9 protein-coding genes are annotated in these 14845 nt (G+C 33.7%); 8 read left to right on the top strand and 1 reads right to left on the bottom strand.

Annotated features, from left to right (window positions below; all coding sequences use genetic code 11):
* Positions 1–356: 356 nt before the first annotated feature.
* The gene (locus tag ACWJKS_RS15715; protein ID WP_462959941.1) at positions 357–1736 is read right to left on the bottom strand and encodes a radical SAM protein; all 1380 of its coding nucleotides are present in this window, start codon (positions 1734–1736) and stop codon (positions 357–359) included.
* A 357-nt stretch (positions 1737–2093) separates the two neighbouring features.
* Between ACWJKS_RS15715 and uvrB the strand changes: the two genes are divergently transcribed.
* The 8 genes from uvrB (at position 2094) to hisC (ending at position 14529) form a co-directional block, all read left to right on the top strand.
* Positions 2094–4079: an excinuclease ABC subunit UvrB gene (uvrB, locus tag ACWJKS_RS15710; RefSeq protein WP_462959940.1), complete on the top strand. Its 1986-nt coding sequence runs from the start codon at positions 2094–2096 to the stop codon at positions 4077–4079.
* 25 nt (positions 4080–4104) lie between these two features.
* Complete coding sequence (gene uvrA / locus ACWJKS_RS15705) at positions 4105–6927, top strand: excinuclease ABC subunit UvrA (RefSeq protein ID WP_462959939.1); 2823 nt, start codon at positions 4105–4107, stop codon at positions 6925–6927.
* A gap of 224 nt (positions 6928–7151) precedes the next feature.
* Positions 7152–7580, top strand: coding sequence for an FHA domain-containing protein (locus tag ACWJKS_RS15700; RefSeq protein WP_216302638.1), 429 nt, complete (start codon positions 7152–7154; stop codon positions 7578–7580).
* Between the two features lie 26 nt (positions 7581–7606).
* Positions 7607–8851: an FtsW/RodA/SpoVE family cell cycle protein gene (locus ACWJKS_RS15695; protein WP_216302639.1), complete on the top strand. Its 1245-nt coding sequence runs from the start codon at positions 7607–7609 to the stop codon at positions 8849–8851.
* Positions 8844–10277, top strand: coding sequence for a peptidoglycan D,D-transpeptidase FtsI family protein (locus ACWJKS_RS15690; protein WP_462959938.1), 1434 nt, complete (start codon positions 8844–8846; stop codon positions 10275–10277). The genes ACWJKS_RS15695 and ACWJKS_RS15690 overlap by 8 nt, the downstream gene beginning before the upstream one ends.
* A 153-nt stretch (positions 10278–10430) precedes the next feature.
* Complete coding sequence (gene uvrC, locus ACWJKS_RS15685) at positions 10431–12296, top strand: excinuclease ABC subunit UvrC (protein ID WP_462959937.1); 1866 nt, start codon at positions 10431–10433, stop codon at positions 12294–12296.
* 188 nt (positions 12297–12484) lie between these two features.
* Entirely contained in the window at positions 12485–13420 is a 936-nt protein-coding gene (murB, locus tag ACWJKS_RS15680; RefSeq protein WP_462959936.1) for a UDP-N-acetylmuramate dehydrogenase, read from the top strand.
* Positions 13421–13443: 23 nt separating this feature from the next.
* Positions 13444–14529, top strand: a complete 1086-nt coding sequence (gene hisC, locus ACWJKS_RS15675) for a histidinol-phosphate transaminase (protein WP_462959935.1) — start codon at positions 13444–13446, stop codon at positions 14527–14529.
* Positions 14530–14845 lie beyond the last annotated feature (316 nt).

Here is a 14845-nt window from a genome sequence, read left to right as displayed (position 1 = left end):
GGGGACTTACAAATAAAAAAGAAAACTGTTTTTAGAAATTCATGTTTTTCCGCCCGACAATATAGTCCCATGGTAGCATAAGAGTCCCACCTGTGGATATAGATATGCATAATAGTATGAACTTTCTCCGGAAGTGATTCCAAATAAGAGAAGCAGAAACATTGAAATTCCATTTAGAAATTCTTCTTTTCCAATATAAAATTCTCGTGAGCCTGACAGGAAGTCAGGCTAGCGAACCTGAGGCAGGACGCCGAATGTGAGCGCCGGGGAGTTTTATATTCGAAAAGATTAGAATTCCTTAATGGAATTTCACGTTTCAACCTCTTATTTGGAGTCACGCAGGAGAAAGTTCATAATTAACCTTTTGATAATTCATCATTTCCTTTTTCATTAAAAGTTTCCTTCCACTCTTTATCGGCGTAAGGTGTGAAAGCATTTGTAACCTTGTCAATATTTTCATGGAATTCTTTGTCATTAAGCATAACATCTCCAGCAGCATCAGTTGGTTTAGCGCCAACCTTTTGACATACATCTCTTATTACATTGGTATTATCTATCATCATACATGGCCTTAACATATTTTTGTTATAGGGCTGTCTATGTCTTAATTCTTTAAAGAAAGGATCCCTAAAAGCGTCGATTAATGGTCTTCCCTTTAAATTAACTGTTGAGAAGTGTGCAAATATACATGGTTCTGCGTCCTCTTTCGAATTGATATGAAAGAAGTATTTACCGGCTATACATCCCCCTACTAGTGGAGCATCATTAAAGAAATCAATTGTAAAATATGGTTTTGTTGTTCTTATTTCATTAGTTCTTCTTCCAAGTCTTATTCTCTGCTCTGGTGTAAGCATCATATCAAACTGTGGATGTGAACTTACCGGCATAAACAAGAAATACCAACTTAATTTAGAACCTTTTTCAATTAGCATATCAGTAAACTTATCAGATAATACATCATCTATGTTAGTTCTTGTAACACATGTTGAAACTCCGAATAAAACTCCTCTTTCTTTAAGCATATCCATAGCATGTATAACTTTTGCGAATGTACCCTTTCCTCTTCTTGATTCTGTATCTTCTTCAAAGCCTTCAATCGAGAGCATTGGGAATACATTTGAACATTTTTGTATCCTATTGGCAATTTCGTCAGTTATAAGAATGCCACTAGTAAACGGGGAGAACATCATGTCATCAAATTTTTCATATATATCGAGCAGATAGTCATTATAGAAAGGTTCACCCCCAAGTATTATTATCCAGTATATTCCCAAATCTCTTGCTTCTTTAATTAATCTCTCTACTTCTACAGGTGGAATATCAGTATCTTTACTATAATTAGATGCATAGCATCCAACGCAGTGCAAAGGACATCTCATAGATGGACTGATTAGCAAAACAAATGGTATTTTTGTATCTTCGTCAGTTAAGAATTTGTTGCGTTTTGCACCAGCATACCAATTTGCATTTGCAAAGAAATTAGTAACCAATTTCTTAAGACACTTTGTGTCTGTATTAGTTAATATATTTTGTATATATTCATGTGTTGGTGGGTTACTCTTGTAATAACTATAGACAAAATCTATTTGTTTTAGTTGAGACTCATCTTTTATTAGTTTTTTTATAGTATCAAAAATTTTATCAACATTTCTTTCTGGGTTCTTTTCTAGATAATTAATTAAAGTCTCCATGATTTTAGATTTTACACCTTTTTCTACAGAATTCATAATACTCACAACAATTCCTCCATTTAAAATATTTTTTTTATGCAGTATATTATTATTTAATGAGAATCAACTAATATTAATCGTTAATTTTGTCTAGATGCAAATAGGTGATTATATATATATAGTATCTATATTTATAATTTAGAATAAAATGCAACTAATGAAAATTTTTAACGGTAAATTAGCAAGAAATATTATTGAAAGAACTATGAAGGGTGTTAATTATAATCTATATATTTTTTTAATTTATAGTAGGTGAATAGTTTTTGTGAATTAGTATAGGATATATTGACATATTAAAAATTTATAGTTAAAATAGAAGTAACGAACAAATGTTCAGAAGAAGGAATACAAGGCGGTGATTTTATGCATGAGTTTAAGTTACATTCAAAGTTTAAACCTACTGGAGATCAACCACGGGCAATTGATAGTCTTGTGCGCGGAATTGAAGAAGGTAAAAAGTTTCAAACTCTTAAAGGAGTAACGGGGTCAGGTAAGACTTTTACCATGGCTAATATTGTTGAGAGAGTTCAAAAGCCTACATTGGTGCTTGCTCATAATAAGATCTTAGCAGCACAGCTTTGCTCAGAGTTTAGAGAATTTTTTCCTGATAATTGTGTTGAGTATTTTGTTTCATATTATGATTATTATCAGCCAGAGGCTTATATTGCACAGACGGATACATTTATAGAAAAAGATTCATCTGTTAACGATGATATTGATAAATTAAGACATTCAGCTACATCGGCATTACTAGAGCGTAACGATGTTATTGTGGTGGCTTCGGTTTCATGTATATATGGACTTGGTAACCCCGAGGAGTATAAAAAACTTACAGTGTCATTAAGGGTTGGCATGGAAAAGGATAGAAATGAAGTAATAAGACAGTTAGTAGATATACAGTATGAAAGAAATGATATTAATTTTATTCGCGGAACCTTTAGAGTGAGAGGTGACACTATAGATATATTCCCTGCTTCATCGTCAAGTGAAGGAATTAGGGTAGAGTTTTTTGGAGATGAGATAGAAAGGATTAGATCATTTGATTCTCTTACAGGAGAAATTATTGGAAGCCTAAAACATGTATCTATTTTCCCGGCTTCCCATTTTGCTACATCCAAGGATAAATTGGAACTTGGCATAGCTCAAATAGAGCAGGAGCTTGAGGAGAGGTTAAAGGAGCTTACTTCAGAGGATAAAGCTTTAGAGGCACAAAGACTTAAGCAAAGAACAAACTATGATATTGAAATGATGAGAGAGGTTGGTTACTGTACTGGTATAGAGAACTATTCTAGAATTTTAGATGGCAGGGCTGCTGGAACAGCACCTCAAACATTGATGCATTATTTCCCTAAGGATTTCTTAATGTTTATAGATGAGAGCCATGTAACTCTTCCGCAGGTTAGAGCTATGTTTGGTGGGGATAAATCAAGAAAGACTAATTTAATTGATTATGGATTTAGACTTAAGTCAGCCTATGATAATAGACCGCTAACTTTTCAGGAGTTTGAGGGTACTATGAATGAAACGATTTTTGTAAGTGCAACTCCAAACGTTTATGAAGCAGAACATAGTGAGAATGTGGCAGAACAAGTAATAAGACCTACAGGGTTATTGGATCCTGAAATAGTTATAAGGCCTGTTAAGGGGCAAATAGATGATTTATATGCGATCATTCAGGAAACAATAAAAAGAGGCTTTAGAGTTTTAGTTACGACCCTTACAAAAAAAATGTCAGAAGATTTGACTAAATACTTTAAAGAAATGGATATGAAAATTACATATTTACATTCGGATATTGATACCATAGAAAGAATGAAAATTATCCAAGATCTTAGGCTAGGTACTTTTGATGTGCTAGTAGGTATAAATCTTTTGAGAGAAGGATTAGATATTCCAGAAGTAGCCCTTGTTGCAATACTCGATGCAGATAAAGAAGGGTTTTTACGTTCTGAAACCTCATTAATTCAAACAATAGGAAGAGCTGCAAGAAATTCAGAGAGCAAGGTAATAATGTATGCAGACAAAATTACAAAATCTATGAAAAAGGCTATGGATGAAACTACAAGGCGTAGAGGAATTCAGATGGAATATAATGAAGAACATGATATAGTGCCAACCACTATTGTAAAAGATATTAGGGAAGTAATCGGATCTATAACAGTTGCGGAAGATAAAGAGGTATATGAAACCCTTGAAGCTGCAATGGATGCGAATTACGATGAAACTAAAAAGTTAATGGATAAGTATGAAAATGAGATGAAGCAAGCAGCTAAGGATTTACATTTTGAAAGAGCGGCGCAGCTTCGCGATATAATTTATAAACTCAAGAAGCAGATTAAAAATATATAATTGTGTTGTAACAGAGGAGGAAAATATGAGGGATAAAATTTTTATAAAGGGTGCTAAGGTTCACAATTTAAAAAATGTTGATTTGGAGATACCGAGAGATAAATTTGTAGTGTTTACTGGACTTTCAGGGTCTGGTAAATCTTCACTTGCTTTTGATACATTATATGCAGAGGGGCAAAGAAGGTATGTGGAGTCATTATCTGCATATGCAAGGCAATTTTTAGGTAATATGGATAAGCCAGATGTTGAGTACATAGAGGGGTTATCTCCTGCTATTTCTATAGATCAGAAAACTACTAACAGAAATCCACGTTCCACAGTGGGTACTGTAACTGAAATTTATGATTATTTGAGACTTCTTTATGCTAAAGTAGGGACGCCTCATTGTCCTAAATGTGGTAAGGAGATTTCTCAGCAAACTGTAGACCAGATGGTGGATAGAATAATGGATATGCCAGAGAAAACTAAGATTTCAATTTTATCTCCTGTTATAAGGGGGAAAAAAGGTGAACATGTCAAGATAATAGAAAATATTAAAAAAAATGGTTTCGTTCGCGCTAGGATAGATGGTACTACTGTAGAGCTTCTGGAAGAGGAAATAAAACTCGCAAAGACTAAGAAACATAATATAGAGATAGTAATAGACAGAATTTCTGTAAAAGAAGAAGTTCGAGGGAGGCTTTCTGAATCTTTAGAGAGTGCATTAAAATTAGCAGAGGGGACTGCAATTGCTAGCATTTCTGGTGGTGAAGATATTCTTTTTAGTGAGCATTTTGCCTGCATTGATTGCGGCATTAGCCTTGGAGAATTGGCTCCGAGGATGTTTTCGTTTAATTCTCCATATGGTAAATGTGATACTTGCGACGGCCTTGGTACTCTTATGGAAATTGAAGAGGATTTAATAATACCAGATAAAAGTAAGAGTATTAAAGGCGGCGCCATTATGTCTTTTGGGGAAGGTAGTCTTAAGGAGGATTCCTGGACTTTTTCGGTGCTTCGGGCAATAAGTGAAAAATATAAGTTTAGCTTAGATACGCCTATAGAAGACTATGAACCAGAAATCTTTAAAATATTACTGTACGGAACTAATGGAGAAAAAGTTAAGGTGGAGTATGTTAAGGAGTTTAGATCAGGTACTTTTAATCATTCTTATGAAGGAATTATAAACAATTTAAAAAGACGATATTTTGAAACCTCGTCAGATTATATAAAAAGAGAAATTGAACAATATATGGGTGATAATGCATGCCCTAAGTGCAAGGGGGCAAGGTTGAGCTCAGAGGCACTAGCCGTAACTGTTGGGGATAAGAATATAAGCGAGTTTTGTCAAATGTCTATTGTAGATGAAGTTATATTTTTAAAAGATATCAAATTATCAGAGAAAAATAAGATTATATCTAATCAAATTTTTAAGGAAATAAATGATAGACTTAATTTTTTAAGGGATGTAGGACTTGATTATTTGAATTTAGCTAGAGCGGCAGGTACATTGTCTGGTGGAGAAGCGCAGAGAATAAGGCTAGCTACTCAGATAGGATCAAGCCTTATGGGAGTTTTATATATTTTAGATGAGCCTAGTATTGGTCTTCATCAAAGGGATAATGATAAACTTATAAAGACGTTAAAGCATTTAAGAGATATAGGTAATACATTAATTGTGGTGGAACATGATGAAGATACCATGAAGGCAGCAGATTTTATTGTAGATGTTGGGCCAGCAGCTGGCGAACATGGTGGAGAAATTGTGGCTACCGGAACAATTGAGGATATAAAAAACTGTGAGAGGTCAATTACAGGTCAATATTTAAGTGGTAAAAAGAAGATAGATGTTCCGAAGGTGACGAGAGTATCTAATGGAAATAGTATAAAAATACTTAATGCAAGGCAAAATAATCTTAAAAATGTTAGCGCGGACTTTCCGCTAGGTGTATTCACTGCAGTCACTGGTGTTTCAGGTTCTGGAAAGAGTACTTTAGTTAATGAAATTCTATACAAAGGTCTTAATAAAAAGGTGAATAAATCTAAGAAGAATCCTGGACTTCATAAAGATATTTTAGGATATGAGAATATAGATAAAATTATAAATATTGACCAAGGTCCTATAGGGCGTACTCCAAGATCTAATCCAGCTACATATACAGGAGTATTTGATATCATTCGAGATGTTTTCTCAATGAGTCCAGAAGCTAAGATGCGGGGTTATAAGCCAGGTAGATTTAGCTTTAATGTAAAGGGCGGAAGATGTGAGGCTTGCAAGGGTGATGGAATAATTAAAATAGAAATGCAATTTTTATCTGATGTGTATGTGCCTTGTGAGGTTTGCAAAGGGAAAAGGTATAATAGAGAAACTTTAGAGGTTAAGTATAAAGGGAAAAATATTGATGAAATCTTAAATATGACTGTTGAGGAAGCTGTAAAGTTCTTTGAAAATATTCCTAGAATTTCTAGCAAATTTAAAACACTGATGGATGTTGGACTCGGATATGTAAGGCTAGGTCAACCATCAACACAATTGTCTGGTGGCGAGGCTCAAAGAATTAAACTTGCTTCTGAATTATCTAAGAGAAGCACTGGCAAGACCTTTTATATTTTAGATGAGCCTACTACAGGACTTCATATTGATGATGTTAGTAAACTTATCAAAATACTTCAAAGACTTGTAGATTCAGGGAATACAGTAGTCGTAATTGAGCATAATTTAGATGTTATAAAGTGCGCGGACTATGTTATAGACTTAGGTCCGGAGGGTGGAGATAAGGGAGGTAGCATTTTGTGCAGTGGTACTCCAAAAGAAATATCCTTAAATGTGAATTCATATACAGGACAATATCTTAAAAAAATGTTATAATTCATAATAAGCTAGCATACTAATTTAACGATATTTCAGAAGGAACTCCCCAATTTTTATAAGTGAGGGGATAACGATTAATAATTGGTATCCCCTTTAGAGGTCTACAAAGGGGTAAATCTCCTTCTGAAGTCGCCAATTTATCTACTGCTAAAATGTGCAGTTCCGCAGGAGATGATTTAATGCTAGTCTTTGATTATGATTTAAAGAGGAGAAAGTGAGTTATGGCTAATATAAGCTTGTTTTTGAGATATGCAATTATAGCGATTATTTACATTATAATAATATTTGCTTTGAGAATAATGTATAAGGACATAAAAGGTGGTGCAAAGAAGAAACCAGTTATTAAGAAAACTATGGGGCTTGAGGTTATAGAAAGAGGAGAAAATTTTAATTTAAGAATCGGTGCGGTTATTCCTCTAAACGATGTGCTTACCATAGGCAGAAAGGGAGATAATCTTTTAATTTTGGGGGACAAATACGTGTCATCTCAGCATGCAAGAATATATCTTAAAAACACAGATTATATTTTGCAAGACCTGAGAAGTACTAATGGAACCCTTAAAAACAACAAAAAAGTAACGGACAAGGTAATCATAAAAAAGGGCGATGAAATTAAAATAGGAACTTCAATTTTTAAAGTTATAGGGTAAATTATGAGTGCGAGAGAGGTGATAGTATGGAAAAGATAAAAGAGGAGCGGAAGCTTCTAAGGTATACTTATCTTCTATGCATAGTTTTATTTATTAATATGTTTCTTATTGGTAAAAATGAGTTTGACAAAGGCGCAATAATAATGTGTGCAATAATATGCTTAATGTTTGCGTATTCTCATTTTATAATAAGAAGATTTTTCCCGGATGGTGACAAATATATTTTGCTGTTTTCAAATGTTTTAGCGGTTATAGGTATGGCCATGTTATATAGGTTAGACTCATCTCTTGCACTTAAACAACTTATTTTTTATGCAGTTGGAATTGCCATATTCATCTTAGTAGTAGTGCTTTTTCCTAGCTTATCTAAGTTTGGAAAGTACAAATATTTTTATTTGGTATGCACTATTATACTTATGTCATTGGGAAGTATATTTGGGAAGTCGCTTTATGGAGCTAAAAACTGGATATCTATTGGTGGATTTACTTTTCAACCATCAGAATTTGCTAAATTATCTTTGGTAGCATATTTAGCAGCATCATTACAGAATTATGGAGAAAATCTTAAGGGAAAGTCAGAGCTTATGAAAATTAAGGGCTTAATTGAGCCTGGAATTGTAGTTATGATATCCCTTGGTTTCATGGTAAAGCAAACGGATTTAGGATCAGCACTTTTATTTTTTGCTATTTCAGTAACCATGTTATATATTGCTACTTCAAATTCTAAATATGTTCTAGTATGTTTAGGACTTTTTATTATAGGCGGATTTATAAGCTATAAACTTTTTGGACATGTTCGTGTAAGGGTTATGATCTGGAATGACCCATGGAAATATGGTAGCAATGAAGGCCATCAGGTGGTACAATCTTTAATTTCTATAGCTTCCGGTGGTCTTTTTGGAACGGGTTTTGGGCTTGGGCACCCTGGAATGGTTCCTGTAGTCACTACAGATTTTATTTTTTCCGCTATTGCTGAGGAGATGGGCCTTCTTACTGGCTTTGCTATCCTTATTTTATATTTTTTACTGTTTTATAGATGCATGAGGGTACCTGTTTATAGCAAAGATAAATTTACAAGACTACTTGCGGTGGGTTATAGCACAATGATAGCTGCCCAAGTATTGGTTATAGTAGGAGGGGTAGTTGGAGCTATTCCACTAACAGGTATAACACTACCATTAGTTAGTTCCGGTGGTAGTTCTATGTTAATAACTTTCTTTGCACTAGGGATACTTCAAAAAATTTCGGAGGACGGTCAAAGTTATGAATGATTTTGTGGATAATATAAAAAAAGTCATGTTGGTGTTTTTAATATTTTTTATTGCTTTAATTTCCTACATAACTTATTCATATATGTTTAGGAGCGAAAAGACTTTAGATAGTGCATATAATAGGAGAACTTCGGCTGAGAGAAATAGGGTATTAAGGGGAACAATTTACGATAAAGATATGAAAGCTTTAACAAAAAGTACGAAAACAAGTGAAACTTCTCAAACGTTGGAATATTTAAAGGGTCCAGTGTTTGCCCATGCTATAGGGTATATGGATACCGTATATAATCTTGCTGGTCTTGAAAAAAAATACGATAAAGAACTTATGGGGGCTGGAGAGACAGCAATTCCAAAGTTTGTTTTCTTCAGTAAAGATACTGAAGAGAAAGTTGGAAATGGATTAAGAACTACTCTTGATTCAAAGCTTCAAAACAAAGCTTATGAGCTTTTAAAGGATACAGGATGTAAAGGTGCGATAGTGGCGATGAATCCTAAAACTGGAGAAGTTTTAGCTATGGTATCTAATCCGTCTTATGACCCAAATAATTTAGAAAGAGATATGAAAGATTTAAATGCAGATAAAGAAGGTACACCACTACTTAATAGGGCGACATCTGGATTATATCCACCAGGGTCTGTATTTAAAACTATTCCGGCGATAAGCGCTTTAGAAAATATCACTAATGTTTATAATAAGGGATACCAGGATAATGGTAAATTAGTTGTCAATGGAACACAACTGTTGACAAACTATGATGGCGAGGTTTTAGGAAGTTTAGATTTTAAATCTGCTTATGAACATTCTAGTAATGCGTTTTTTGGGTCTTTAGGTATTGATTTAGGAAATAAAGCACTAAAGGAAACCGCAGAAAAGTTTTATTTTAACAAGAATATCCCATCTGAAGGGTTAACTATAGAGAATAGTAGATTCCCAAGCTATAAAAGCTATGAGAAAGGTAATATCGCTCAAAGTGCTATAGGTCAGGCGGAGGTTTTAGCTACTCCTATGCAAATGGCATTAGTTGTAAGCGCTGTTGCTAATGATGGTATTATGATGCAACCAATGCTTGTTAAAGAAATATTGGATAGCAAAGGTAAATCTTTAAAAAAAATAGAACCGAAGCAACTAGGAGAAGTGACATCAAAGGAAAATGCTAGTACCATGAAGGATTTAATGAGAGGCGTTGTAACTGAAGGTACAGGAACTAATGCAGCTGTGTCAGGCATTGAGGTTAGTGGAAAAACGGGTACTGCAGATCATAAAGCTGATGCTAGTGCACAAAGAGGTGCTCATTCCTGGTTTACTGGATTTGCACCCTATGATAATCCTGAAATTGCCATATCGGTAATTGTAGAAGAGGGTGGAGTTGGTGGTAAAAAAGCTGCCCAAGTAACTAGAGATCTTATTGAAAGTTATTTAAAATAAAGCGTAAAAATATATGCATATAATAGTAAAGAAAGTCAGATATTGAAATAATATCTGGCTTTCTTATTAGAAATAAGATAGCTACATGATATGTGGAGCAATTTGTAGTATATTGCCCAGGAAATTTAACGACATTTTTAAAGGGGTGCTAATGTGTTTGATTTTGAATATCAACTAAAGATTCTTCCAGATGCACCAGGAGTGTATCTTATGAGTAATCATCTTGGTGAAATAATATATGTGGGTAAGGCTAAAATATTAAAAAATAGAGTAAGGCAATATTTTAAGGGTTCAAAAAATCATTCTGTAAAAGTAAAGGCTATGGTGAAAAATATATCTGAGTTTGAATATATAGTAACGGATTCGGAAATGGAGGCACTTATTTTAGAATGTAATCTTATTAAAAGATATAGCCCAAGATATAATATTTTACTTAAGGATGATAAACACTATCCCTTTATAAAGATAACTATAAATGAGGAATTTCCACGTGTTTTTGTAACTAGAAACATTGCAAATGATGGCGGAAAATATTATGGGCCGTATACAGATTCAGCAGCTGTATATAGCATTATTGAACTTATAAAACAAATATACCCACTTAGGACGTGTAGGCGAACTATTAAAGAGGGACTGTCCCCTACTAGGCCTTGCTTGAACTATCATATTGGGCTGTGCAAAGGCCCTTGCGCGGGGCTTATTAGTAAAGAAGATTATGGGGAAATCATAAAAGGTACAATGCAGCTACTTGCAGGAAAAGACAGGAATATAAAAGATGAGCTAAAGCGAAAAATGGAAAATGCATCGGAAGATTTACAATTTGAAAAAGCGGTGGTGTTTCGCGATAAAATCATGGCCATAGATAAAATAAATGAGAAGCAAAAGATTATAATAGGAAATTGCGAGAATGAAGACTTTATTAATCTATATGTTGATGAAAAAGATGTTTGCCTTCAGGTGTTCTTTCTTCGAGATGGTAAAATAGTAGGACGTGAACATTTTATTTTAAATGATGAAGCGGACCAGGTAGCACATGAGCTTATAGAAGAATTTATAAAGAGATTTTATGGAGGGGCAGCCTTTATTCCTAAAACAATATATGTGCCGTTCATAAATGAGGGAGAGATTCTAGAGCAGTGGCTCAGCTCCAAAAAAGAATCAAAAGTTATGATTAAGGTTCCTCAAAAGGGAGAAAAGAAAAAGACATTAGAGATGGTAGAAAATAATGCTAAGATAACCCTTGAACAATTTAAATTAAAGGATATGCAGGATAAGGAAATTCACAAAATTGCACTGGAGGAGCTTACAGGCTTATTGGAACTGGATGAAATACCTGAAAGAATTGAATCCTATGATATCTCAAATATAATGGGCGTGGATTCTGTAGGTAGTATGGTGGTTTTTGAAGATGGAAAGCCTAAAAGTAGTGATTATAGAAGGTTTAAAATAAAATCAGTTATAGGAGCTAACGATTATGATAGTATGCGAGAAATACTAGAGAGAAGGTTTACTCGTGGACTAGATGAAGTGGAAAAAATAAAAGAAAGAAATTTAGAATTAAGTAAAGGAAAGTTCTGTATATTTCCTGATTTAATTCTTATGGATGGTGGAAAAGGGCAGGTCAATGTGGCCCTTGAGGTTTTAAATAGTCTTAATATTAATATACCTGTATGTGGAATGGTTAAGGATGACAAGCACAAAACTAGAGGGTTAATATATAATAATGTAGAGCGAGTTATGAGAGGCAATTCTCAAAGCATGCACTTGATTACTAGAATACAAGATGAGGTCCATAGATTCGCTATTACTTATCACAGAACTTTAAGAGATAAAAGAACTCTGTATTCTATATTGGATAATATACCTAATATAGGGGAAAAGAGAAGAAGAGAGTTACTAAAGAAATTTGGTAGCATTGATAGGATAAAAAGTGCAAGTGTTAAGGAACTAATGGAGACTCCCTCTATGGACAGTAAGGCCTCGGAATGTGTTTTAGAATATTTTAAAAAGAGTAAATAGAGAATATTGAAATAATAATCAAATATGTCAGAAAGATTAATAATTAATAATGATTAGTTAAATTGTTGAAATATCTTAGTAAAAAGGGTAAAATAAAAGCACTATATAATTCCAGAGCATAAAGCATATATTATATGCTTTATGCTCTGGAATTATGTAAATATATTAATATTTTCAAGGAGTAGAATATGAAAAAATATGAGGAACTAATTAAACAAATAGATAAAGTTACTAGAGGATCAAACATAAAGATAGATGAGCCTATGAAAAATCATACTTCCTTTAAAGTAGGGGGACCAGCTGATATTTTAGTGACTCCGGAAGATGTGATGGAAGCTCAGTCAATAATAAAAATTTGTAAAGATAATAATGTAAATTATTATTTAATAGGAAATGGTTCTAATTTACTTGTACGTGATGGTGGAATTCGCGGAGTAGTTATAAAGCTATGTAAGTTTAATAAAATTGAGGTAAAAGGAAATAAAGTAATCGCTCAAAGTGGAGCAAGTTTATATGATGTTACCATGGTGGCACTGGGTGAAGGACTTAAAGGTATGGAATTTGCAAATGGAATTCCAGGTAGCATTGGTGGTGCGGCAGCTATGAATGCAGGAGCATATAATGGTGAAATGTCTATGGTTATGGAGAGTATATTAGCTCTTGATAATAATGGAGAATTATTAACTTTAACAAAAGGCGAAATGGAGCTTTCTTATAGGAGTAGCGCTATTCTAAAACACGGATATACGGTAATAAGTGTTACCCTTTGTCTCCAAGAAGGAGATAAGGAGATTATAAAAGCAAGGATGGACGACCTTGCGAAAAAAAGAAGTGATAAACAACCTTTAGAATACCCATCAGCGGGGAGTACATTTAAAAGACCAGAGGGTCATTATGCAAGTGTTCTTATACAAGATTGCGATTTAAAGGGTACTTGCGTTGGGGATGCTCAAGTGTCTGAGAAACATTCTGGTTTTATTATTAATAAAAAAGATGCTAGTGCGAAGGATATATTGGATTTGATAAAGCTTGTGCAGCATGTAGTTTATGAGAAATTTGAGGTAAAGCTTACTACTGAAGTAAAGATATGGGGAGAAGACGAACGAGCTTCCAAGGAGGAGTAAGTATAATCATATAGGGGGAAATTATGGAATACATGGTACGTAAAGAAATTTTGGGTTTAAGGAGTTATAAGGCAGGCAAGCCTATAAGTGAAGTTAAGAGAGAATTGGGGCTTGCGGAGGTTGTAAAGCTTGCGTCCAATGAGAATGCATTAGGATGTTCGCCAAAGGTAAAAAAAGCATTAAGAGAATTAGTAGAGGAAACTCATATGTACCCAGATGCATCAAATCACGAATTGAAGGATGTAATAAGCGCAAAACTTGGGGTAAATCCCCAACAGATTGTGTGCAGTACAGGCTCCGATTCATTGATCAGAGTAATTGCAAACACTTTTTTAGAGCCAGGAGATGAATCTATAACGGCGGCGGTTACCTTCTCTAGGTATGAGGATTCAACAAAACTTATGGGAGCTACTAGTATCGTAATACCTATGGATAATAATGCAATACATATAGAAAAAATGGTAAATGCAATAACTGAGAAAACAAGAATCATATGGTTTTGTAACCCTAATAATCCTACAGGAACTATATTTACTAAAGCACAATTTGCGAGAGTAATAAACAAAATACCAAACCATGTATTAATAATTATGGATGAGGCCTACAATGAATATGTAACTTCAGAAGAATTCCCGAATTCTTTAGAATATTTAAATGATTACCCTAATATGATTATTCTAAGAACCTTTTCTAAATATTACGGATTGGCATCTCTAAGATGTGGATATGGAATAGCTAGCGAGGAATTATGCTCATATCTTAATAGAGTTATTGGGCCTTTTGATGTTAATTTATATGCACAAAAAGCAGCGGTAGCAGCACTTAGGGATGAAGAGTTTTTAAAACTAGTATCTGAAACAAATATAGCTGGAAAAAAGTATTTATATAAGCAATTTGAGTTAATGAATCTGCAGTACATAGAAACGAACACTAATTTTCTTATGGTGGATACAAAAATTGATGATAAGGAAGTTTTTGATAAGTTACTTTTAAAAGGTATTATTGTAAGACCAGGACATTTATTAGGTATGCCCCGATGGCTTAGGGTTACAATTGGTACACTAAAACAAAATGAGTTATTTATAAAAGCTTTAAAAGAAATTTTATAAATAAATAACAAATATTTTTATGCGCAAAAAAAGTATATATTACGTATAATGCATTGAAGTGAATGCACTAATAGTAAGATATACTTTTTTTCTTTTTTATGTTTACCTTTCTATAAACGCTCCATGTGTTATAATAAAAAGTGAAACTATGCTAGTACAATGCAGTAAGTGAGCCTTTAAAGCGAATTTATTATTAATATTAAAATATTAACAGTTGTAGTAGTTATTACTTTTTTTGAGTAGTCACGGAAACTAATATGTAAAACTTAATTATGTATAGAGTCATTATAGTGCTATAAATTTTATGTTCAGAGAG

The sequence above is a fragment of the Clostridium sp. CM038 genome, from assembly GCF_055081105.1.
This window is presented reverse-complemented; position numbering and strand designations above follow the sequence as displayed.

Excerpts from the sequence above, each read along its gene's own strand:
- uvrB (WP_462959940.1), top strand. The coding sequence starts at position 2,094 with ATGCATGAGTTTAAGTTACATTCAAAGTTTAAACCTACTGGAGATCAA.
- uvrA (WP_462959939.1), top strand. The coding sequence starts at position 4,105 with ATGAGGGATAAAATTTTTATAAAGGGTGCTAAGGTTCACAATTTAAAA.
- ACWJKS_RS15700 (WP_216302638.1), top strand. The coding sequence starts at position 7,152 with ATGGCTAATATAAGCTTGTTTTTGAGATATGCAATTATAGCGATTATT.
- ACWJKS_RS15695 (WP_216302639.1), top strand. The coding sequence starts at position 7,607 with ATGGAAAAGATAAAAGAGGAGCGGAAGCTTCTAAGGTATACTTATCTT.
- ACWJKS_RS15690 (WP_462959938.1), top strand. The coding sequence starts at position 8,844 with ATGAATGATTTTGTGGATAATATAAAAAAAGTCATGTTGGTGTTTTTA.
- murB (WP_462959936.1), top strand. The coding sequence starts at position 12,485 with ATGAAAAAATATGAGGAACTAATTAAACAAATAGATAAAGTTACTAGA.
- hisC (WP_462959935.1), top strand. The coding sequence starts at position 13,444 with ATGGAATACATGGTACGTAAAGAAATTTTGGGTTTAAGGAGTTATAAG.